The sequence below is a fragment of the Salinivibrio sp. SS3 genome (assembly GCF_001722105.1).
Classification (GTDB): domain Bacteria; phylum Pseudomonadota; class Gammaproteobacteria; order Enterobacterales; family Vibrionaceae; genus Salinivibrio; species Salinivibrio kushneri.
The window spans coordinates 112,258-133,118 of record NZ_MEBQ01000004.1; the positions used below are offsets into that span (position 1 = coordinate 112,258).

A 20,861-nucleotide genomic window follows, 5' to 3' on the forward strand; every position below is an offset into this window, starting at 1 on the left:
GTTGTGACCGCTATAACTCTCTACCACAACCCGCGTTGCTCCAAAAGCCGTGAAACTCTCAAGTTGTTGGAGTCCAACGGTGTGACGCCGACTATTATCAAGTATCTCGATAACCCGCTTTCTGCTGAAGCCTTATCGATGTTAAAACAGCAACTCGGGCTCAGCTCGTTTCGGGAGATGATGCGAACCAAAGAAGCGGACTACAAAGCGGCGAACTTGGGCGATGCGTCAGTAGACGAAGCGCAACTACTCGACGCCATGGTCAACAATCCCAAATTGGTCGAACGTCCCATTGCAGTAAAAGGGGAAAAGGCGGTGATTGGTCGCCCCCCTGAGAACGTACTCGCGCTGATAAAATGACAAAGGTATTAGTGCTTTACTACAGTCGCTCGGGGAATACACGCAAGCTCGCCCAACAAGTCGCGCGGGGCATCGAAGCACAAGGTGTGGAAGCCGTGTTGCGCACGGTGCCCGAGCTACCCGCTTACCCTGATGGTCAAACCCCGGCCTCGACGGCGAAAGACCCTTTTGTCACCCGGCAAGACTTGTTGGATTGCCACGGTTTGGCGCTTGGCAGCCCGGTGCGCTTTGGTAATATGGCCGCGCCCTTAAAGCAGTTTATCGACAGTACCAGTGGTGAGTGGCTATCAGGTGCACTGATTGATAAACCTGCCGCGGTATTTGGCGCTGGCTCTATGTTGCATGGTGGGCAAGAAACCACCCTGCTCACCATGACGGTGCCGCTGCTTCATCATGGCATGATGCTGCTCGGTGTCCCGCATAGCGAGCGCGCATTACACACCACAGAAGGCGGTGGTTCACCTTATGGTGCGTCGAGTGTGGCTGATGCAAACCAGCCTTTAATCGCCGACGAAAAACAAATCGCCAAAGCCTTAGGCCAACGTCTCGCACGTTTTGCACAAACCGTTCACCATCACTTGGGATAAAAGGATAGAATTGTGACTGACTCTCGGCTTGCATTAATGCGTAAGCTTTCGTTGTTGAGTAACCTCGGCCTGATTGCCTGGGTGGTCATCTGGCACGCATCATTGTCGCCCCACCCTCACCTCAATGCCTTGGCGGTGACCATCGGCTGGACGATTCCTCTGCTACTCCCGCTGCCTGGGATCGTGAAAGGCAAGCCCTTTACCCACGCGTGGGCCAACTTTATTTTGATGTTTTACTTTTTGCACGCGTTGACTCTTATTTATGTTGATGAAGGGGAGCGCTGGCTCGCCGCGACCGAGCTGGTTTTAGTGACCTTTGCGTTCGCCAGTAACATTGTCTTTGCGCGTTGGATGGGAAAATCACAAGGGCTGAAGCTGCCGCGTCTGTCTCAAGTGGAACGTGAAGAACGCCAACGTTTTGAAGGCAAGGATAACGCCTCGTCTGACTAAGAACTGGCCTTTATCCTCGCCCTTGGTCTGTTGATCACCTCGGCTAAGCCAAGCCCCACGCTTGGCTTACACCGGATAAGGGCGGCGAGAAAAGTATCGATGGCCACACTTGCTGCAAGGGGCAATCACATCCACTCGGCTATGGCGTGACTGGTGTTGGCACTGCTCACATTGCAATACGCCCAGCCCCACAATTTCACCCGCTTCATACACACCATGATGCTGAAGGTCATCGAAGACTTCACGCCACTCTAGCTGCGTACGATCAGTGATTTCTGCCAGTTGTTCCCAAATCGAGTTGGCAATCAGATCGTTAAACACCTGACTGTCCATTTCTTCGGTTTGAGATTTGTCATACTGCTCACCAAAGGCTTTCACATCCCGCTTGAAGTACGCCTCAATCAGCGCCCACTCATCTTTGGTCAGATCCGCGGCTGCTTTGAGGTATTGATCAGACAACTCGACCCAGCGAGACAAAGCCTCTGGACTGTTTTCCAGTGCCTCTTTTACCCGCTCAATGATGCTTTGTTGCGGTTCTTTCTCTTTATTCATGGTTCCGTCCTGATTCAAGTGTTGTTGCGGTCTCTGCCTTTCGTTATTCTATGACGATATTTCTCTTTCAGGTTTTACCTTTCTCACAGAATCTCGGAAGCCATCGATGCAAGAACAATATAGCCCGCAAGATATTGAACAAAAAGTTCAAGCCCATTGGGATGACAATAAAACCTTTGTGGCTCATGAAGACCCTAACAAAGAAAAGTTTTACTGTCTTTCTATGTTCCCTTACCCCAGTGGTCGACTTCACATGGGGCATGTCCGTAATTATACCATCGGTGATGTGATCTCGCGTTATCAGCGCCTGCAAGGCAAGAATGTGATGCAACCTATTGGTTGGGACGCATTTGGTTTGCCAGCCGAAGGGGCCGCTATCAAGAACAAAACCGCCCCTGCGCCTTGGACTTACGAAAACATTGATTACATGAAAGGCCAGCTGAAAATGCTGGGCTTCGGTTACGACTGGGATCGCGAAATCGCCACCTGTAGCCCAGATTACTACCGCTGGGAGCAAGAATTCTTCACCACGCTATACAACAAAGGCTTGGTCTACAAAAAGACCTCTTCGGTCAACTGGTGTCCGAATGACCAAACCGTGCTGGCGAACGAGCAGGTGCACGAAGGGTGCTGCTGGCGTTGTGACACCCCTGTCGAGCAAAAAGAAATTCCACAGTGGTTTATTAAAATCACCGATTATGCAGACGAGTTGCTGCAAGGCATCGACAAACTGGATGGTTGGCCAGAAATGGTGAAAACCATGCAACGTAACTGGATTGGCCGCTCAGAAGGGGTGGAGCTAACCTTTGACGTGGAAGGTGAGCACCCGGCACTGGATGTGTACACCACCCGTCCCGACACCTTGATGGGTGTCACCTATGTCGGTATTGCGGCGGGCCACCCACTGGCCGATGCCGCGGCCAAAAACAACCCAGCCTTGGCTGAATTTGTCCAAGAATGCCGTAACACCAAGGTAGCGGAAGCCGAGCTTGCCACCATGGAGAAAAAAGGCATGGCGACGGGCTTGTACGCCACGCATCCATTAAACGGCCGCCGCGTACCTATCTTTGTCGCCAACTTTGTACTGATGGACTACGGGACAGGCGCGGTCATGGCCGTGCCTGCCCACGACCAACGCGATTTTGAATTTGCCAGTAACTACGGCCTCGATATTGAGCCGGTGATCCTGGATGAAAACGGCCATGCGCCTGATTTGTCCGAGCAAGCCTATACAGAAACAGGCAAGCTCTTTAACTCGGGTGAATTTGATGGTTTGGACTTTGATGCCGCGTTTAATGCAATTGCCGCCAAGCTCGAGTCGTTGGGCAAAGGCAAGAAAACCGTTAACTTCCGTCTTCGTGACTGGGGCGTGTCACGCCAACGCTATTGGGGCGCGCCTATCCCCATGCTGAACACCGAAGACGGTGACGTGGTACCTGTCCCGACGGATGAACTGCCCGTGATCCTGCCAGAAGATGTGGTGATGGACGGGGTACAAAGCCCGATAAAAGCAGACAAACAGTGGGCACAAACCCAATACCAAGGCAAGCCTGCACTGCGTGAAACCGATACCTTCGATACCTTTATGGAATCGTCTTGGTATTATGCACGCTATTGCTCGCCGCAGGCCGATCAGATGCTCGACCCAAGTGCTGCCAACTACTGGCTGCCTGTGGATCAGTATATCGGCGGCATTGAGCACGCTTGTATGCACCTTCTCTACTCGCGCTTCTTCCACAAGTTGTTGCGTGATGAAAATATGGTTGATAGTGATGAGCCGTTTAAGCAACTACTGTGTCAAGGCATGGTACTGGCTGATGCCTTCTACTATACCGATGACAAAGGCGTGCGCGTGTGGGTATCACCAACCGAGGTGACCGTCGAACGTGACAGTAAAGGGCAAATTGTTAATGCGGTAGACCGCCAAGGCAATGCCGTGGTCCATGCGGGCATGACCAAGATGTCGAAGTCGAAAAACAACGGCATTGATCCGCAGCTTATGGTTGAGAAGTACGGCGCCGACACGGTACGCCTGTTCATGATGTTCGCCGCACCTGCTGATATGACCCTAGAGTGGAAAGAATCAGGGGTTGAGGGCTCACACCGCTTCTTGCGTCGCGTGTGGAAACTGGTTTACGAGCACAGCCAAAAAGGGCCTGTGGTGGCACTGGATGCAAATGCACTCAACAATGAGCAAAAAGCGGTGCGCCGCGAGGTGCATAAAGCCATTGCCAAAGTCAGTGATGACATGGGACGCCGTCAGACCTTTAACACTGCTATCGCGGCGATTATGGAGCTGATGAATCGATTGGTGAAAGCCCCACAACAAAGCGAGCAAGACCGTGCGGTACTTGATGAAGCCCTCAAAGCTGTGGTGCTCATGCTTTATCCGATCACCCCGCATATCTGCTTTAGCATGTGGCAGGCACTCGGTGAAACCCACATTGATGATGCAGGGTGGCCACAGGCCGACGAAGCAGCCATGGTTGAGGATGAGAAACTGATTATCGTCCAAGTCAACGGTAAACTGCGTGCCAAGATCACCGTCGCTGCAGATGCGGAGAAAGAGGCCGTAGAAGCCCAAGCGATGGCAGATGAAAACGTGGTGAAATTTACCGAAGACAAAACCGTGCGCAAGGTGATTTACGTGCCTGGCAAGCTGGTTAACATTGTTGCCAACTAACAAGGAGCGATGGAGTGAATCTGTTTAAGACAATGCTTCGCTCCCTGCTTGTCGCGATGGTCTGTTTGACCATCGCGTCTTGCGGGTTTGCCTTGCGCGGCAGCTACAATCTGCCCGATGAAGTGGATAAGGTCTCATTGACCAGCTTTGACCCTTATGGCGAGTTAACCCGACAAATGCGAAATGCCTTGCGTCAACACAAGGTCGATCTCGTCTCCCCTTCCAAGGAGGTGGCTAATATCCACTTGCTCGGGGAAAGCAATAGCGAACAAACGCTATCGCTTTATCAAAACAGCCGTGTGGCGGAGAAAGAATTTCGCTATGTCGCCCGTTATCGCGTTACCGTACCCGATAAAGGCAGTTATACCTATAACACCACCTTGAGTCGTAACTTCCTTGATAACCCACTGACAGCGTTGGCAAAGTCTGTAGAGGAAGATAAGTTAGTCGCGGAGATGCGTACAGAAGCCACTCGGCAAATTATGCGTCAGCTTTCCCAATTAAAAGGCGATATCGCCGAGTTTGAGCGCCAACAGGCCGAACAAGCGGCAATGGAGAAACTCGAGCAAGGTGAAACACCGACTAAGCCTGATGTTATCATTGAAACGCGACAAACCGAGACGAACACCGCGCAATGATGAGAACCTATCCCGACCAATTGGCGCAGCAGCTCAACCAACCGCTGCGCCAAACTTATTTGGTTTTTGGCTCCGACCCATTACTTAAACTCGAAGCACGCGATGCCATTGCACACGCGGCACGCGCCCAAGGTTTTGAAGAGCATCATAAATTTGTCATTGATGGTCAGCTAGATTGGCAAGAAGTCATCGATTGCTGTCAAGCACTTAGCTTGTTTGCGTCTCGGCAAATTATTGAACTTACCTGCCCTGACAATGGCCTCACCAGCACGCAAGCCAAGCAGCTTACCGAGCTGGCCGCTTATCTGCATCCTGATATCCTCTTATTGGTGCAAGGGGAAAGGCTCAACAAAAAGCAAGAAAGCGCCAAATGGTTTTCAGCGCTCGCCCAACACGGCTTATACGTGGTGTGTAACACCCCGGAAGCTCGTCACTTACCACGCTTTATTGAGCAACGCTGTCGTCACTTGGGACTAAAGCCTGATCAACCTGCGCTACAGCTATTAGCACAATGGCATGAAGGAAACCTCCTCGCCTTAGTGCAAAGTCTGCATATCTTGCAGCTACTTTATCCCGATGGTGCACTCACCTTGCCTCGTATTGAAAGTTCGCTGTCACGCCATCATCACTTTACCCCCTTCCAGCTCACCGATGCGCTGCTAGCCGGGAAGGCACAACGCGCGCAGCGGATACTCGACCAGCTTCGCGCTGAAGGGGAAGAGCCAACACTTCTGTTGCGACTGATTCAAAAAGAGCTTAAGCAGCTGTACAGCATTCAAGAGCAAGGACAAAAAGGCAGGCCGTTGAATGCCATCTTTGATCAGTTCCGTGTGTGGCAAACCCGTCGTCCCATGCTCACAGCCGCTCTCAATCGACTCAATAAAGCCCGGTTAATCACACTGCTACGCCGCTTGGCGCAGATAGAAATCAGGCTAAAAACGGACTTTGGTAGCGATCCTTGGCCGGATCTGCAGTATTTTTGTGCACTCATGACCCAAGCGTCCGAACCACTCACGCCCTAGCGTGTCCAAAGCGGTAGCAAGTGGTATACTGCCTAGATAAAACCAAGAGCAAAACACAGAGGTTTTCTTTGCAAGCGAACGAGTTAAAACAGTTTGTGACCGATAAGGTCGATGAGTTAAAAGCCAGCGATATTGTGACCCTGGATGTCCGCGACAAATCATGCATTACCGACTTTTTAGTGCTGTGCACCGGCAACTCTCGCCGTCATGTCGCCTCTATTGCCGAGCATGTGTGTGAACAAGCCCAAGCAGTGGATATCGACTCGCTCGGCACGGAAGGCCAAGATGACAGCGAATGGGTGGTCGTCGATTTAGGTGACGTCATGGTGCACGTCATGCAAGAGGAGCAACGCCAACTCTATCAATTGGAAAAGCTCTGGAACTAAACCATCATGAAAATCCAACTGATTGCGGTCGGCAATAAAATGCCCAAATGGGTAGAGCAAGGCTTTGAAGAATATCAACGCCGCTTTCCAAAAGACATGCCACTCGAGCTAATAGAGGTCCCTGCTGGCAAGCGCAGCAAAAATGCCGATATCGCCCGCATCTTGCAAAAAGAAGGGGACGCCATGTTGGCGGCCGTCAGCCGGGGTAGTCGCATTGTGACACTCGATATTCCCGGCAAGCCTTGGGACACACCACAATTGGCTAATCAGTTGGAAAAGTGGAAACTTGATGGCCGCGATGTCGCTATTTTGATCGGTGGGCCAGAGGGACTTGCGCCACAGTGTAAGGCTGCTGCGGAGCAAAGCTGGTCTCTGTCACCACTGACTCTGCCTCACCCATTAGTTCGGGTTATCATGGCAGAGAGCCTTTACCGCGCGTGGAGTGTCACCACCAATCATCCGTACCATCGAGAATAAGTTGAGATGAAGCGCCAACGAGTTGAAATACGAGACCACAGCGCCGAGGCGGCCTTGTTTGTGCGTCGCGCTATCGTCTGCTTTGTCGGTATTATGGCGTTGGTCGGGGTGCTGCTGACTAACCTTTATCATATTCAGGTGACCGAGCACCAAGACTACCAAACCCGCTCGAACGATAACCGTATCAAGGTCGTTCCCGTCGCCCCTAACCGTGGCCTGATTTATGATCGCAATGGAAAATTACTAGCGGAAAATCGTCCCGTTTATCACCTAGAAGTGACCCCTGAGCAAGTCGATGATATGCCGGCAACCCTCGCCCAGCTAAAAGACTTACTTTCATTGACCGACAAAGACATTGCCCGCTTTCAAAAAGAGCGTCGCCGCTCGCGACGGTTTAATGCCGTCGCACTAAAAACTCAGCTCACCGATAAAGAAGTTGCCATTTTTTCCGCGCACCAGCATCAGTTTTCTGGGGTGGAAATAAAAGCCTACTTAAAACGCCATTACCCTTACGGCGATGCACTGACCCATGTGCTCGGCTATGTCGCCAAAATCAATGATCGCGATATTGCCAAGCTAAGACAAAAAGGGGTGCTGAACAACTACAAAGCAACCCGAGACATCGGCAAGCTGGGGATCGAGAAATACTACGAGTCAACGCTGCATGGTAAAGCCGGCTACCAAGAAGTTGAGGTGAACAGCCGTGGCCGCGTGATACGCACGCTCAAATATGTGCCCCCGCAACCAGGCAAAGACCTTATCCTCAACCTCGATATTGATCTGCAGCTCTATGTGCGTGGGATCCTTGGTGACCGACGAGGCGCGGTGGTGGTGGTCGATCCTGACACCTCAGGCGTACTGGCGATGGTCTCTACCCCAAGCTATGACCCTAACTTATTTGTCCATGGCATCTCTGGCAAGCAATACCGGCAGCTGCTCAATGATAAAGATCGTCCCTTGGTCAATCGCGCCACTCTCGGTATTTATCCCCCCGCCTCGACGGTGAAGCCTTTCATTGCCGTTGCCGCGCTCGAAGAAGGCGTGGTCACCACCAAGACCACGCGTAACGACCCGGGTTATTGGCGGATCCCCAACTCGGATACGCGCCCCTTCCGCGATTGGCTCCCTTGGGGGCACGGACGGGTCAACATCGTGCAATCGATCGAGGAGTCGGTCGATACCTTCTTCTATCAAATCGCTTATGACATGGGGATCGATAAACTCTCTATGTGGATGGAAAAATTTGGCTTTGGCCAATACACGGGCATCGACATTCAAGAAGAAAGTAGCGCTAATATGCCTAACCGCGAATGGAAAATGAGTCGCTACCGCCAACCCTGGTATAAAGGTGACACGATTCCCGTCGGGATTGGGCAAGGTTATTGGACCGCCACCCCGATGCAAATCGTCAAAGCCTTGACCGTGCTACTCAACCGTGGCGACGTCAAAGCACCCAAACTATTAAACAAAACGCGCGATGAACATGGCACCCACAAACCCGACGCCGAGCCGTTTCCACCGATTAAAGGGGTCGACGATAAATATTGGGATGTCGGCCTTAAAGGTATGCAACTGGTTAACCACGGTCGCAAAGGAACCGCGCGTCGTTCATTCCGTTCTGCAGAATATTTGTCTGGCGGAAAATCAGGGACCGCTCAAGTATTTGGGCTGGGTGAAGACGAAGAATACAATGCGGATGAAATTGCTGAACATCTACGCGATCACGCACTTTTTATCGGCTTTGCACCCTTTGAAGATCCAGAAGTCGCGGTCTCTATGGTACTGGAAAACGCAGGCGGAGGCTCGAGCAACGGCGGCCCTATTGCCCGTCGCATCTTCGACCATATTTTGTTGGAAGACAAAGAGACAAACGAGGCCAAACAATGAGTTCACTTGCCCAAGTCAGCGCGAAACGCTCTTTGTTCGATCGCTTACACCTCGACCTGCCGATGCTGGTTGGCATTTTGTTACTGATGGGCTTCGGCCTTGTGGTGATGTATAGCGCCAGTGGTCAAAGCATGGTGATGATGGAACGCCAGGCGATCCGCATGCTGTTGGCGCTCGCGGTCATGTTTGCCCTCGCCCAAGTACCACCTCGCCACTATGAGTTCTGGGCGCCCTATTTGTATGCCGTGGGCGTGGTCTTACTAGCCGCCGTTCTATTGGTTGGCGAAACCGCAAAGGGTGCTCAGCGCTGGCTCGATCTCGGGGTGGTGACCTTCCAGCCATCAGAAATCATAAAACTTGCGGTACCGCTCATGCTGGCCCGCTATATTGGCAAAGATCCGCTTCCTCCCAAATTCACCCACTTACTCATCGCTCTGGTGTTACTGTTTGTCCCCACCATTATGATTGCTAAGCAACCCGATTTAGGCACATCCATACTGATTGCCGCCTCTGGGGTGTTTGTACTGTTTTTGGCCGGGATCAGTTGGAAAATTATTATTGCTGCCGTCGTCGCGCTCGCCAGTTTTGTCCCTGTACTCTGGTTTTTCCTAATGCATGATTATCAGCGTACCCGCGTGCTGACCTTGTTTAACCCAGAATCCGATCCCTTGGGCGCAGGCTATCACATCATTCAATCTAAAATTGCCATTGGCTCTGGTGGCTTAAGCGGCAAAGGCTGGCTGCAAGGGACACAGTCCCAATTGGAGTTTCTCCCTGAGCGACACACTGACTTTATTTTCGCCGTAATCGCTGAAGAATGGGGGTTGATCGGTGTCTGTGTACTGCTGGCCCTGTACCTCTTTTTGATTGGCCGCGGGCTAATGCTCGCCAGCCGTGCCCAAACGGCGTTTGGCCGGATGATGGCTGGCAGCATCGTGTTAAGCTTTTTTGTTTATGTTTTTGTCAATATTGGCATGGTCAGCGGCATTCTTCCTGTGGTTGGGGTACCCTTACCACTTATCAGTTATGGCGGCACCTCGATGGTCACACTGATGGCCGGTTTTGGCATTCTGATGTCTATTCACACTCATCGTAAAATGTTATCCAGGGCATAAACATGCGAGCTATTATCGTTTCTAGCGCTATCGTCTTATTAAGTGCATGCAGCAGCCAGCAAGGCCGCTACGACATGCACAGTGATAAAGCACCCGAGACGGTGCCACCGGTTATTCACGCAGAAAACGCGCAACCTAGATATGAGCCCTACAGCCTCGCGGGTAACAAAGATTACACGTTAAAGGGTCAGCGCTATCAAATTTTACGCGATCCAAAAGGCTACCAAGAGGCGGGCATTGCTTCATGGTATGGGGAAAAATTTCATGGCCATCGCACCTCTAATGGCGAAGTGTACGATATGTACTCTATGTCAGCCGCGCACAAAACCCTTCCCCTGCCCAGTTACGTGGAAGTGACCAACCAAAATAATGGTAAAAAGGCCATTGTGCGCGTCAATGACCGCGGCCCCTTTCACAATCAACGCTTGATAGACCTAAGCTACGCTGCCGCCAAAAAGCTAGATGTATTAAAAACAGGCACAGCGCCCGTATCACTGCGTCTACTCTCGCCGAGTAAGCCTGCGGATGACGAGTGGCACTCCGCGCGTCATCATGCTTATTATGTACAACTCGCCGCGCTATCTGATGGCCTAAAAGCCAATCAAAAAGCGGAACAATTGGCGAAGGCCCATGGTCTACCGACACATATCGCCCGCCGTGATACCGTGTATCGTGTTCGCTTTGGACCTTTTTACGATAGAGACCAAGCACAGCAAGCGATGCGCACGGCAAAGCAGCATCAGTTGCCAGGGGCATTTATCGTTACCGAAGCACTTGTGAATGGTGACACATCTGTCACAGGTGCAAAAACAAACAATCAATAAGTTAAAGAAATCGAGCCTGTCCCTCTATCCGCAATTTGGTATAGTGAGGGCACAGTATCGACATCGATAACCGACATAAGTACTAACAATGATGAATAAAACCGTTTTCCGCATGCGTACACTGCTTTCTGCAGCCCTGTTCGCCTCTGCGACTGCTCAAGCCGCGCCTGCTGTTGTGCCTGATGCGCCGCAAATTGCCGCCAAAGGCTACGTATTAATGGATTATCATTCCGGCGAGGTGCTGGCGGAAAATAACGCCTATCAACGCCTTAATCCTGCGAGTTTGACCAAAATGATGACCAGTTACGTGATTGGTCAGGAAGTTGAGCGTGGCAATATCTCGATGGATGATGACGTTGTCATTAGTGAGAATGCGTGGGCCAAAAACTTCCCCGGCTCTTCGAAGATGTTTATCGAAGTCGGCACCACGGTCAAAGCGGCAGATCTCAATCGTGGCATTATTATCCAGTCAGGCAACGATGCCTGTGTGGCGATGGCTGAACATGTTGCCGGCTCAGAAGACGCCTTTGTCGATCTGATGAACCGCTGGGGCGAAACCCTGGGCATGGACAGCTCTCACTTTTCTAATGTTCACGGTTTGGACTCCAAAGATCTTTACACCACGCCGTACGATATGGCGCTACTCGGCCAAGCCCTTATTCGTGATGTACCGGCGGAATACCGTATTTATAAAGAGAAAGCCTTCACCTATAACGGTATCACGCAATACAACCGTAATGGTTTGCTGTGGGATAAGAGCCTCAACGTCGATGGTATTAAAACCGGCCACACTGACGGTGCTGGCTACAACCTTGTCACCTCTGCCACCGAGGGCGACATGCGTCTTATCTCGGTGGTCATGGGCACCAAAAGCGCCAATGCCCGCAAAGCAGAGAGCAAGAAACTACTCAACTATGGTTTCCGCTTCTTTGAAACCGTCGCGCCTCACAAAGCCAACGAAACCTTTGTGACTGAGAAGGTCTGGATGGGTGATACAGACGAAGTCGCGCTCGGCGTGACAGAAGACACCTTTGTCACGCTTCCCCGTGGCAAGGCGCAAGATCTGAAAGCCAGTTTTGTCCTCGACAACACCTTGGAAGCCCCGATCAGTAAAGGTGATGTCGTGGGTAAACTCTTCTATCAAGTGGATGATGAGGATGTGGCGGAATACCCACTTGTCGCTCTAAACGATGTTGAAAAGGGTGGGCTTTTTAGTCGCTTAATAGATTACATCGTGATGATGTTTAAAAACCTCGTCGGTTAACCCTCTCTGTGCCGCCCACCAACTTGGTGGGCGGCTTGTTTTCTCGCGCTTGGCAGATTAGTATTTCGCGTTAATCGTGATCAATCGCACAAACGCGTGCCTCTATCAGCCTGCAGTTGGGAGTTAACATGCAAGAGCAACCGAAATTAAAAGATCTGTTGGAGTTTCCTTGCCAATTCACCTACAAGGTGGTGGGCCAGGCAAAACCTGAGCTACCCGATCATGTGCTGACCGTGATCCAGCGTCATGCGCCTGGCGACTACAGCCCAGCCGTCAAGCCGAGTGCCAAGGGCAACTATCATTCGGTCTCTATTACTATTAAGGCGACATCTATTGAGCAAGTAGAAACCTTATATAAAGAGCTGGGTGAGATTGAAATTGTCCGCATGGTTCTCTAATTCGAATACCCACACGACTGGCGGCTTTAAATCACGCTGCCAGCCTCTATAATATCGCCACTGACAACAACACGGGAAATGGGTTTGCAGCACCAACTCGTTGTAAGGCACCTTGGCCGTCAACCGTACCTACGCGTCTGGGAGCAGATGCGAGACTTTACCGATCGTCGCGACGAAGACACGCGTGATGAAGTCTGGCTGGTTGAGCATGATCCGGTTTTTACCCAAGGACAAGCGGGAAAAACGGAGCATGTATTGGTCCCTGGCGACATCCCAGTCGTACAATCAGATCGTGGCGGACAGGTGACCTATCATGGGCCAGGCCAGCTCGTCGCCTATTTCCTGATAAACCTCAAACGTAAAAAAGTCGGTGTGCGGGCGCTCGTTAGCCATATTGAAGATCTTGTGGTGAGCACATTAGCACACTTCCACGTTGACGCTTACGCTCGCCCAGATGCGCCCGGTGTTTACGTTAACGATGCAAAAATATGTTCTCTTGGGCTCCGTATCCGTCGCGGGTGCTCATTCCATGGACTGGCACTCAACATCAATATGGACTTATCACCGTTTCAGCGTATTAATCCATGTGGTTACGCTGGTATGGCCATGACGCAACTGAGCGATCAGGTTGGCAAAGTCACGCTCGAGGACGTTCAACCTGTGCTGGTAGACACTTTAACTCAACAGCTGATGTATTCTGAGGTTGAGTTTACAACGGAAAGCAGCGATTTATGAGCAAACCGATTCAGATGGAACGCGGTGTTAAGTACCGCGACGCCGACAAAATGGCGCTTATCCCGGTCAAAAATATGCCGACCGAGCAAAAAGAAGTGCTGCGTAAGCCTGATTGGATGAAGATCAAGCTCCCGGCTGAAACCGCACGCATTAAAGAAATCAAAGACGCGATGCGCAAAAACAACCTTCACTCTGTGTGTGAAGAGGCGTCGTGTCCGAACCTTGCCGAGTGCTTCAGCCACGGCACGGCGACCTTTATGATTCTCGGGGCCATTTGTACCCGTCGTTGTCCTTTTTGTGATGTCGCCCATGGTCGTCCTGTTGCCCCTGATAGCGAAGAGCCAAAGCATCTGGCGCAAACGATCAAAGACATGAAACTGCGCTATGTGGTGATCACCTCAGTTGACCGTGATGATTTGCGTGACGGTGGTGCCCAGCATTTTGTCGATTGTACCCGTGAAATCCGCGCGCTCAATCCAGAGATCCAAATTGAGACATTGGTGCCTGACTTCCGTGGCCGTATGGATCGCGCACTCGATATCTTGCAAAACAATCCACCCGATGTGTTCAACCACAACCTGGAAACTGCGCCGCGGTTGTACCGCAAAGCCCGCCCTGGTGCCAATTATCAGTGGTCACTGGATCTGCTGAAAAAGTTTAAAGAGATGCACCCTGAGGTGCCCACCAAGTCAGGCTTGATGATGGGCTTGGGTGAAACCAAAGAAGAGATCATCGAGGTTCTCAAAGACTTGCGTGCGCACGGCGTGACTATGCTTACGCTTGGCCAGTACTTGGCACCGAGCCGCCACCACTTACCGGTTGAGCGTTATGTGCCACCTGAAGAGTTTGACGAGCTGAAAGAGATTGCCCTCGATTTGGGCTTTACGCATGCCGCATGCGGCCCGTTTGTTCGCTCTTCCTACCATGCCGATCTACAGGCGAAAGGCGTGGAAATCAAATAAGCGCCCAAGCTGTTGAGACAAAAAACCGCTAGCCAGACTAGCGGTTTTTTATTATCGATGATCTTGGGTACTCAGTGACGTGATAAATAGTCCGCACGCCCCACCCATTTATAGGTAGTCAGCTCCTCGAGCCCCATCGGGCCACGTGCATGCAGCTTTTGCGTCGAAACTGCCACTTCTGCCCCAAGCCCAAACTGCGCACCATCGGTGAAGCGCGTTGAGGCGTTGACATACACTGCCGCCGAGCCAGCACCATTAATAAAGGTTTCAGCTGCCTGCAAGTCGTTGGTCAAAATGGCATCGGAATGGCTGGCATTGTGCGCGCGCATATGCGCGAGCGCTTCATCCACACTATCAACCACCACCACACCAAGCGTTGGCCCCAACCACTCGCTATCAAAGTCCCCTATCTGCGCCTCACGCAGTTGCTCGACGCCATCAAGATAAGGCAATGCGCTTGAACCAGCGACAATGTGCAAACCGTGCTGATTAAAGAGGGGGGTCAAACGAGCAAATAGTTGTGCTGCAACGTCTTTGTGCACCAGTAAGGTGTCTAAGGCATTACAGGCTGAGGGGCGATCTGTCTTGGCATTGAGGATCACCTCGGGGGCCCTATCAAGATCGGCACTGTGATCTACATACAAGTGGCTAATGCCAAATCCCCCGATAATCACAGGGATGGTGCTGTTTTGTTTACACATTTTATGTAGTCCAGCCCCACCACGTGGAATGATCATGTCGACATATTCATCAAGGGTCAGTAACTCAGAGACCAGCGCGCGATCCGGTTTTTCAATATATTGCACCGAGGCATGTGGCAGACCGGCTTTCTCTAACCCTGCTTGAATAACCTTTACCAATACCTGGTTAGTCGCAAAGGTTTCTTTCCCGCCTCGCAAAATGGCGGCATTGCCCGTTTTTAAGCACAACGCCGCGATATCAATGGTGACATTGGGGCGCGCCTCGTAAATCACTCCAATAACCCCTAGCGGTTCACGGCGCTTTGACAAGGACATACCGTTTTCCAGCAGCTTATGATCAAGCATCTGTCCGACGGGATCAGCCAGCGCAATCACTTGCCTCACATCGCTGGCCATATTGGTTAAACGTTCTGGGGTCAGGGTTAGGCGGTCCAACATCGCAGGATCCATGTCTGCCTCACGGGCGGCGGCGAGATCGCTTTGGTTGGCGGCTAAGATCGCCGTTTGCTGCGCATCAAGCTCATCGGCAATAATGGCGAGTGCTTGGTTTTTGATGGCCGTGGATGTCACAGCCAGTTGGTGTGCAGCCTCTTTGGCCGCTTTACCCATGTTTTGTAAGCTCATTGTGTCCCCGTCTTGCTCTTTTTTAATTGTCTACTACCACAAGGTCATCACGGTGCATCGCGACAGGCCCGTATTCATAACCAAGAATATCCGTGATTTGCTGGCTATGCGCGCCAGCAATACGGCGCAAATCACTGGCGGTATAGCGGCAAATACCACGCGCAACGCATTTTCCCTCCACTGAGAGAATACGCACTACCTCGCCGCGTGAGAACGCCCCTTTCACCGCAACGATGCCTTTGCTCAACAAGCTGCTACCTTTTTGCGTCACCGCGGTAATCGCACCTGCATCGACGACGATATCACCCGCTGGTGGGGGCCCGGCAAGGATCCAGCGTTTACGACTCTCTAGCGGGCTTTCTAGAGGCAAAAAGCGTGTGCCAGCGTTATCCCCAACGATGACTTTTTGAATCACTTCAGGCTTACTCCCCGCGGCAATGGTCACTTCAACACCCGCTCGACGGCCAATATCAGCCGCTTGAAGCTTGGTCGCCATCCCGCCGGTGCCAAGGCCCCCTACGCTGCCACCTGCTAATTTGCGTAAGGTTTCATCAATGGTATGGACTTCACGAATCAGCTCGGCATCGGGGTTGGAACGCGGATCGGCCGTAAACAAGCCGGGTTGGTCTGTTAACAGCAGGAGTTTGTCGGCATCCGCGAGAATCGCGACCAATGCGGATAAGTTATCGTTATCACCGACTTTGATTTCAGAAGTGGCAACCGCATCGTTCTCATTCACAATCGGAATGATGCCATTATCCAGCAAGGCCTGAAGCATATCACGGGCGTTGAGAAAACGTTCTCGGTGCTCTAAATCGGCCCGGGTAAGCAACATTTGACCGACTTGAAAGCCGTACAAAGCAAACAGGTGCTCCCAGGTTTGTATTAAACGGCATTGCCCCACCGCGGCCAGCATTTGCTTGTTAGCCACGGTGTCAGCGAGTACCGGATAGCCGAGGTGCTCTCTGCCTGCGGCAATCGCCGCGGATGACACAATGATCACCTGGTGACCTTGCTGGCGTAAACGCGCGCATTGGCGTACCAGCTCGACCATATGTGCTTGGTCTAAACGCGCAGAGCCGCCCGTTAACACACTGGTGCCGAGTTTTACCACCAACGTTTGAGGAGAGACGCTGGCCGCAAGGTCACCGTCTTGGAATACATCTTGAATTGTCATGGTTGCCTGATCCACAAAAGCGTATGTCTCTCTTTTATCAATCCCTCGTGTATTTAACAAGGGGTGGGATCAGGCAAATGGCGGGTTACTCTGAGCAAGCCAGTTCGGGTTCAGTCAGAGCTTGGCTTGGTGAAAGGGCAAGGTTTAATTCATCTTCTAGCAAGGCGCACAACTTGTCATAAAAGTGAGTCAGGGTTTTATCCACTGCTGCTTGCGCTTCACGCGGAATCGACTTGGCGACCCAATCCCCTTTTTTATCATACAAACCAAAGCCATAGCGATATTCAAAGCCTTCAAAGTGCGGAGTGAGTTCTAACCACCAGCCCCAGAATTCGCGTGCATCGGGATCTTTTTTAGCATCCACACAGACAGATAGACTATCGAAAAAGTAGCGCTCAGTGTCTGACTTTCCTTCGCGAAAGTAAGGGCCCAATGCAGTAAAACGTGTTTTTAATCGTCCATATGAAAGCGGTAATTGCTCGCTCATCGTGTCCTCCAATGGCACTTTGACGTCCTTGTTCATGGTATATCATGGGCTTAGCCATCAGGTGAACGACAATATCTCGCTTTCAGCGGTGGATCACATCTTCATTTTTATCCGTGCCCTCATCATTCGATTAAAGCACATCCTCGAACCACTTAACGGTTTCAGTCAAAGCGCGGTGATAGCCATCATGTAGCGGGGTATTCGGTAAGGTCATGGCTTTGCCACCGCGACTGTATCTGGCGATCATTTGATTGTCTGACTCCGGACAAACAGGATCATCTTTAAGGCTAAGTGCAAGGATAGGCACCTCTGTGCGCCGCCCGGTGAGTAGCCCTTGATTTTTTAATGACCACGCCTGTAAACGGGTTTTCAATGTGTCAATAGGAATGCGACGTCCTAAGCGCGATCCCAGGGTATCGAGGTACATAGGTGGCATTTTTTTCATTAGGGAAGCGTCTGTCAGCAACGCATGAACAATGCCACCCAGTGACGCACTGGCTTTCACCCGATGCGGCTCGAGAAACGCCATTCTGACTGCCGGGTTAGCACCAAAGCGAATCCCCATGGTGCCCACACGGTGATGATCCACCCAAGGTACATCGACCAATTTATCCAGCATCGCGGTGTGCAAACGGCTGGTATCTTCATTGAGATGCCAATGACAGCTATGCCCCACGGACGGCATATCCAGGGTTAACACCGCTATGTCGGCGGGGGCAAAGTAGTCAACGAACAGGCGCCACAAGTCAGTTTGTAAGCTATCTAAGCTGCCGCTTAAGATAACCACCGGCAAAGTAGCGTCGGTGCGGGGTAAATAGAGGTACCCTTTCAGTGACTTTCCATCGAGTCGCGTCTCCACCGTTTTTACTGTGAACGGCAATTGCGCAATCGCACTTTCAAATGCCTTAAATGCCAAGGTTTCCGACTGCAGCGCCAAGCTGTCCCCTTTCAAGTGAGGGTATGCGGCAATACCAAAATACGTGCAAGCTTGTAACCATTGCTCCCCCGCTTGTTTGGCTTTTCCCTCATCCATCAAGGCTTGGGCGGCTTTTTGATGCTGCATGCCAACCGCGGTCCATTCATAGTTCCAGTTTCCCGAGCGATAGCCTTCTACCGTATCAAGCAGTGAATCGACCGAACGTGAATTATCCGAGTATGCGATGCGGGCAAAAATCGCTTCCATTTCCAATGGGTCGACCCCTTGCCATGTCCATTGACCACGGCGGCGCATTCGATACCAACTCGACTCACTGTCACCATCAAATGCCGAGTAATCTGACTGTTGGATTTGCTGGACGGCCCCGAACAGGGTCGATGTCTCGGTGGCATGCTTGTGTTTAGCAAACAGCTTGACCGATAGGTTTTGTGATTCGTTGTCCGACACACCCACTCCTAGGCTTTTTATGTAACGTGCTGTTAGTTTAAACCATACACATATCAAGGCCATGATTTTCCGCGCTAATCAGCCACACCCGTCCAAACGCAGCCACAGAAACCAAAAACGCCGCGTGATCACGCGGCGTTTAAAGGTGCGAGCATGAATGACTTACTTGGCGATGGGATCAATATAACTGACCGCCATATCCCAAGGCTGTTCAATCCAAGTGTCTTGGGCAATGTCGACCACATAGTCATCAACCAAAGGCTTCCCAGCCGGCTTGGCACTGACGGTGACAAAACGGGCTTTCGGATATAGCTGGCGGACCATTTCTGCGGTCCCACCGGTATCCACCAGATCATCGACCACGATAAAGCCTTCACCATCACCGGGCGCTTGCTTCACCACACGCATATCACGTTGATGATCATGGTCATAACTTGAGATACACACAGTATCGACATGACGAATACCCAGCTCACGCGCCAGTATGGCAGCAGGCACGAGGCCCCCGCGGCTGACGGCAATAATTCCCTTCCATTGCTCTGCGGGCAGCAACTTCTCCGCCAATTGACGGGTGTACATCTGCATATTGTCCCAAGTGATAATAAACTTATTGCTCATGGTGAAAACCTCGTGGCGACTCTCGCCTTGTTATAACATCAAATGCGGACAGCTGTTTTACACCAAGAAAACGAACTTGAGTAAGAACAACCCCGCCAAAATCCAAATACTGACAGGGACTTCTCGCCCTTTGCCCGCAAAGGTTTTTACGGCACAAAATGCAATAAAGCCAAGCCCGATGCCGCTTGCAATCGAGTAAGTGAGCGGCATCAGCAAACAAACAACCACCACGGGTGCCGCTTCAGTGAGATCTCGCCAGTTGATGCCAACCAAGCCCGACATCATCAAAATCGCCACATAAAACAATGCGCCGGCGGTCGCATAAGCCGGCACCATACCAGCAAGCGGCGCAAAAAAGAGCGCGAGCAAAAACAAGATACCGACAACGACCGCCGTTAGGCCTGTGCGCCCGCCCGTGGCGACCCCAGAGACACTCTCAATATAAGAGGTCGTGTTTGACGTGCCTAAAAGCGCCCCGACGGAGGTCGCGGTACTGTCTGCCAGTAAAGCACGATTTAAGCGCGGTAGTTTACCATCTTTGTCGAGCAGTTCCGCGCGCTGTGCCACACCCACTAAGGTTCCTGCGGTATCAAAAAGGTCAACAAACAAAAATGCGAACACAATCGAGACCAGACCCACTTCCAATGCACCGGAAAAGTCTAACTGCATAAAGGTTGGTGCTAAGCTGGGTGGAGCTGACATCACGCCACCATAAGACACATCACCGGCCACCACACCAATCACGGTGACCGCTAAAATGGCGATCATCACCGCCCCTTTCAAGCCACGGTGCACAAGGCCAATGGTCAGGAAGAAACCCAATGCCGCCATTGCAGGTGCGAACGCAGTGACATCACCGAGCGCCACGAGGGTGGCGGGATGATCGACCACAATCCCCGCATTTTGTAAGGCGATGAGCGCTAAGAAAAGGCCAATACCGGCAGAAATCCCGGTTCTTAGTGGCATGGGAATAGAGTTAATAATCCATTCTCGCACGCGCAATACACTCAGCAAGATAAAACATAGACCCGAGATAAACACCGCCGCTAGCGCAACCTGCCACGAGTGACCCATCTGCAATACCACCGTATAGGTGAAAAAGGCATTCAAGCCCATACCCGGCGCTTGCGCCACTGGGTAATTGGCCACAATCCCCATCACTAAACAACCGATCGCGGCGGCGAGACAGGTGGCGACAAAGACTGCGCCTTTGTCCATGCCTGTTTCGGCCAAAATCGATGGGTTGACGAATATGATGTACGCCATGGTTAAGAAGGTGGTAAACCCAGCAATCACTTCCGTGCGAAGATCCGTGCCATGGGCTTTGAGTTTAAATAAACGCTCTAACATCGGTTTTTGTCCCAAACTAAACGTGGTGTATCACGAGATACAAAAGGAAAACGTTTGCGTACTAAAATTTGGCGCAAATCTTACCGATCGGCGGCGGAAATTTCCAGGATAAAAAGCTCGAAATCACCGTGATTATCGCTGATTAGAACGAATAACTATCAAAACAGTCAGTATAGTTGG

22 protein-coding genes are annotated in these 20,861 nt (G+C 51.6%); 15 read left to right on the forward strand and 7 right to left on the reverse strand.

Going from position 1 to position 20,861, the window contains the following annotated elements; genetic code table 11:
- Window positions 1-3 precede the first annotated feature (3 nt).
- The 3 genes from arsC to BGL48_RS02210 are packed head-to-tail and all read left to right on the forward strand — an operon-like array spanning window position 4 to window position 1,397.
- Window positions 4-360 (forward strand): arsenate reductase (glutaredoxin), encoded by a 357-nt coding sequence (arsC, locus tag BGL48_RS02200; protein ID WP_069361118.1) that lies wholly within the window; start codon window positions 4-6, stop codon window positions 358-360.
- Window positions 357-947 (forward strand): NAD(P)H:quinone oxidoreductase, encoded by a 591-nt coding sequence (gene wrbA / locus BGL48_RS02205; protein ID WP_069361119.1) that lies wholly within the window; start codon window positions 357-359, stop codon window positions 945-947. The genes arsC and wrbA overlap by 4 nt, the downstream gene beginning before the upstream one ends.
- A gap of 36 nt (window positions 948-983) precedes the next feature.
- Window positions 984-1,397, forward strand: a complete 414-nt coding sequence (locus BGL48_RS02210; RefSeq protein WP_069361120.1) for a DUF2069 domain-containing protein — start codon at window positions 984-986, stop codon at window positions 1,395-1,397.
- A gap of 66 nt (window positions 1,398-1,463) precedes the next feature.
- Here the strand turns inward: BGL48_RS02210 and BGL48_RS02215 are convergent, their stop codons facing one another.
- Complete coding sequence (locus BGL48_RS02215) at window positions 1,464-1,949, reverse strand: zinc ribbon-containing protein (RefSeq protein ID WP_069361121.1); 486 nt, start codon at window positions 1,947-1,949, stop codon at window positions 1,464-1,466.
- Between the two features lie 106 nt (window positions 1,950-2,055).
- Between BGL48_RS02215 and leuS the strand changes: the two genes are divergently transcribed.
- From leuS to lipA, 12 genes are all read left to right on the forward strand, one after another.
- Complete coding sequence (gene leuS / locus BGL48_RS02220; RefSeq protein ID WP_069361122.1) at window positions 2,056-4,632, forward strand: leucine--tRNA ligase; 2,577 nt, start codon at window positions 2,056-2,058, stop codon at window positions 4,630-4,632.
- Between the two features lie 14 nt (window positions 4,633-4,646).
- Window positions 4,647-5,270 carry an LPS assembly lipoprotein LptE gene (gene lptE, locus BGL48_RS02225; protein ID WP_255377290.1) on the forward strand — a complete coding sequence of 208 codons (624 nt, stop codon included), beginning with the start codon at window positions 4,647-4,649 and terminating at the stop codon, window positions 5,268-5,270.
- Entirely contained in the window at window positions 5,270-6,292 is a 1,023-nt protein-coding gene (holA, locus tag BGL48_RS02230; RefSeq protein WP_069361181.1) for a DNA polymerase III subunit delta, read from the forward strand. Before lptE ends, holA begins: the two co-directional genes overlap by 1 nt.
- A gap of 68 nt (window positions 6,293-6,360) precedes the next feature.
- Window positions 6,361-6,678, forward strand: coding sequence for a ribosome silencing factor (gene rsfS, locus BGL48_RS02235; protein ID WP_046073734.1), 318 nt, complete (start codon window positions 6,361-6,363; stop codon window positions 6,676-6,678).
- A 6-nt stretch (window positions 6,679-6,684) separates the two neighbouring features.
- The gene (rlmH, locus tag BGL48_RS02240; protein WP_069361124.1) at window positions 6,685-7,155 is read left to right on the forward strand and encodes a 23S rRNA (pseudouridine(1915)-N(3))-methyltransferase RlmH; all 471 of its coding nucleotides are present in this window, start codon (window positions 6,685-6,687) and stop codon (window positions 7,153-7,155) included.
- 6 nt (window positions 7,156-7,161) lie between these two features.
- Complete coding sequence (gene mrdA, locus BGL48_RS02245) at window positions 7,162-9,042, forward strand: penicillin-binding protein 2 (RefSeq protein ID WP_069361125.1); 1,881 nt, start codon at window positions 7,162-7,164, stop codon at window positions 9,040-9,042.
- Window positions 9,039-10,157: a rod shape-determining protein RodA gene (gene rodA / locus BGL48_RS02250; protein WP_069361126.1), complete on the forward strand. Its 1,119-nt coding sequence runs from the start codon at window positions 9,039-9,041 to the stop codon at window positions 10,155-10,157. Before mrdA ends, rodA begins: the two co-directional genes overlap by 4 nt.
- A gap of 2 nt (window positions 10,158-10,159) precedes the next feature.
- On the forward strand, window positions 10,160-10,981 hold the full coding sequence (locus BGL48_RS02255) for a septal ring lytic transglycosylase RlpA family protein (RefSeq protein WP_069361127.1): 822 nt from the start codon (window positions 10,160-10,162) through the stop codon (window positions 10,979-10,981).
- Between the two features lie 112 nt (window positions 10,982-11,093).
- Window positions 11,094-12,245: a serine hydrolase gene (locus BGL48_RS02260; protein WP_369795687.1), complete on the forward strand. Its 1,152-nt coding sequence runs from the start codon at window positions 11,094-11,096 to the stop codon at window positions 12,243-12,245.
- Between the two features lie 128 nt (window positions 12,246-12,373).
- A complete protein-coding gene (gene ybeD, locus BGL48_RS02265; protein ID WP_069361128.1) occupies window positions 12,374-12,643 on the forward strand; it encodes a DUF493 family protein YbeD in 270 nt (89 codons plus the stop codon).
- 78 nt (window positions 12,644-12,721) lie between these two features.
- The gene (lipB, locus tag BGL48_RS02270; protein WP_069361129.1) at window positions 12,722-13,378 is read left to right on the forward strand and encodes a lipoyl(octanoyl) transferase LipB; all 657 of its coding nucleotides are present in this window, start codon (window positions 12,722-12,724) and stop codon (window positions 13,376-13,378) included.
- The gene (lipA, locus tag BGL48_RS02275) at window positions 13,375-14,340 is read left to right on the forward strand and encodes a lipoyl synthase (protein ID WP_069361130.1); all 966 of its coding nucleotides are present in this window, start codon (window positions 13,375-13,377) and stop codon (window positions 14,338-14,340) included. The genes lipB and lipA overlap by 4 nt, the downstream gene beginning before the upstream one ends.
- A 71-nt stretch (window positions 14,341-14,411) precedes the next feature.
- On the opposite strand, the gene BGL48_RS02280 is transcribed toward lipA, so the two are convergent.
- The 6 genes from BGL48_RS02280 to BGL48_RS02305 form a co-directional block, all read right to left on the reverse strand.
- Window positions 14,412-15,665 (reverse strand): glutamate-5-semialdehyde dehydrogenase, encoded by a 1,254-nt coding sequence (locus BGL48_RS02280; protein WP_069361131.1) that lies wholly within the window; start codon window positions 15,663-15,665, stop codon window positions 14,412-14,414.
- 22 nt (window positions 15,666-15,687) lie between these two features.
- Window positions 15,688-16,842 (reverse strand): glutamate 5-kinase, encoded by a 1,155-nt coding sequence (proB, locus tag BGL48_RS02285; protein ID WP_069361132.1) that lies wholly within the window; start codon window positions 16,840-16,842, stop codon window positions 15,688-15,690.
- 85 nt (window positions 16,843-16,927) lie between these two features.
- On the reverse strand, window positions 16,928-17,329 hold the full coding sequence (crl, locus tag BGL48_RS02290; RefSeq protein WP_069361133.1) for a sigma factor-binding protein Crl: 402 nt from the start codon (window positions 17,327-17,329) through the stop codon (window positions 16,928-16,930).
- 130 nt (window positions 17,330-17,459) lie between these two features.
- Window positions 17,460-18,713, reverse strand: a complete 1,254-nt coding sequence (gene frsA, locus BGL48_RS02295; protein WP_069361134.1) for an esterase FrsA — start codon at window positions 18,711-18,713, stop codon at window positions 17,460-17,462.
- A gap of 162 nt (window positions 18,714-18,875) precedes the next feature.
- Window positions 18,876-19,331: a xanthine phosphoribosyltransferase gene (gpt, locus tag BGL48_RS02300; protein WP_069361135.1), complete on the reverse strand. Its 456-nt coding sequence runs from the start codon at window positions 19,329-19,331 to the stop codon at window positions 18,876-18,878.
- Between the two features lie 57 nt (window positions 19,332-19,388).
- Window positions 19,389-20,681, reverse strand: a complete 1,293-nt coding sequence (locus BGL48_RS02305; RefSeq protein ID WP_069361136.1) for an NCS2 family permease — start codon at window positions 20,679-20,681, stop codon at window positions 19,389-19,391.
- Window positions 20,682-20,861: the final 180 nt, after the last annotated feature.

What these genes read in the sequence shown, in the direction of transcription:
- BGL48_RS02280 (WP_069361131.1), bottom strand. Translation starts at nt 15,665, where the DNA reads ATGAGCTTACAAAACATGGGTAAAGCGGCCAAAGAGGCTGCACACCAA.
- crl (WP_069361133.1), bottom strand. Translation starts at nt 17,329, where the DNA reads ATGAGCGAGCAATTACCGCTTTCATATGGACGATTAAAAACACGTTTT.
- ybeD (WP_069361128.1), top strand. Translation starts at nt 12,374, where the DNA reads ATGCAAGAGCAACCGAAATTAAAAGATCTGTTGGAGTTTCCTTGCCAA.
- BGL48_RS02255 (WP_069361127.1), top strand. Translation starts at nt 10,160, where the DNA reads ATGCGAGCTATTATCGTTTCTAGCGCTATCGTCTTATTAAGTGCATGC.
- rodA (WP_069361126.1), top strand. Translation starts at nt 9,039, where the DNA reads ATGAGTTCACTTGCCCAAGTCAGCGCGAAACGCTCTTTGTTCGATCGC.
- BGL48_RS02305 (WP_069361136.1), bottom strand. Translation starts at nt 20,681, where the DNA reads ATGTTAGAGCGTTTATTTAAACTCAAAGCCCATGGCACGGATCTTCGC.
- mrdA (WP_069361125.1), top strand. Translation starts at nt 7,162, where the DNA reads ATGAAGCGCCAACGAGTTGAAATACGAGACCACAGCGCCGAGGCGGCC.
- leuS (WP_069361122.1), top strand. Translation starts at nt 2,056, where the DNA reads ATGCAAGAACAATATAGCCCGCAAGATATTGAACAAAAAGTTCAAGCC.
- BGL48_RS02210 (WP_069361120.1), top strand. Translation starts at nt 984, where the DNA reads ATGCGTAAGCTTTCGTTGTTGAGTAACCTCGGCCTGATTGCCTGGGTG.
- lipB (WP_069361129.1), top strand. Translation starts at nt 12,722, where the DNA reads ATGGGTTTGCAGCACCAACTCGTTGTAAGGCACCTTGGCCGTCAACCG.
- gpt (WP_069361135.1), bottom strand. Translation starts at nt 19,331, where the DNA reads ATGAGCAATAAGTTTATTATCACTTGGGACAATATGCAGATGTACACC.
- BGL48_RS02215 (WP_069361121.1), bottom strand. Translation starts at nt 1,949, where the DNA reads ATGAATAAAGAGAAAGAACCGCAACAAAGCATCATTGAGCGGGTAAAA.
- proB (WP_069361132.1), bottom strand. Translation starts at nt 16,842, where the DNA reads ATGACAATTCAAGATGTATTCCAAGACGGTGACCTTGCGGCCAGCGTC.
- holA (WP_069361181.1), top strand. Translation starts at nt 5,270, where the DNA reads ATGAGAACCTATCCCGACCAATTGGCGCAGCAGCTCAACCAACCGCTG.
- lipA (WP_069361130.1), top strand. Translation starts at nt 13,375, where the DNA reads ATGAGCAAACCGATTCAGATGGAACGCGGTGTTAAGTACCGCGACGCC.
- rlmH (WP_069361124.1), top strand. Translation starts at nt 6,685, where the DNA reads ATGAAAATCCAACTGATTGCGGTCGGCAATAAAATGCCCAAATGGGTA.
- wrbA (WP_069361119.1), top strand. Translation starts at nt 357, where the DNA reads ATGACAAAGGTATTAGTGCTTTACTACAGTCGCTCGGGGAATACACGC.
- BGL48_RS02260 (WP_369795687.1), top strand. Translation starts at nt 11,094, where the DNA reads ATGCGTACACTGCTTTCTGCAGCCCTGTTCGCCTCTGCGACTGCTCAA.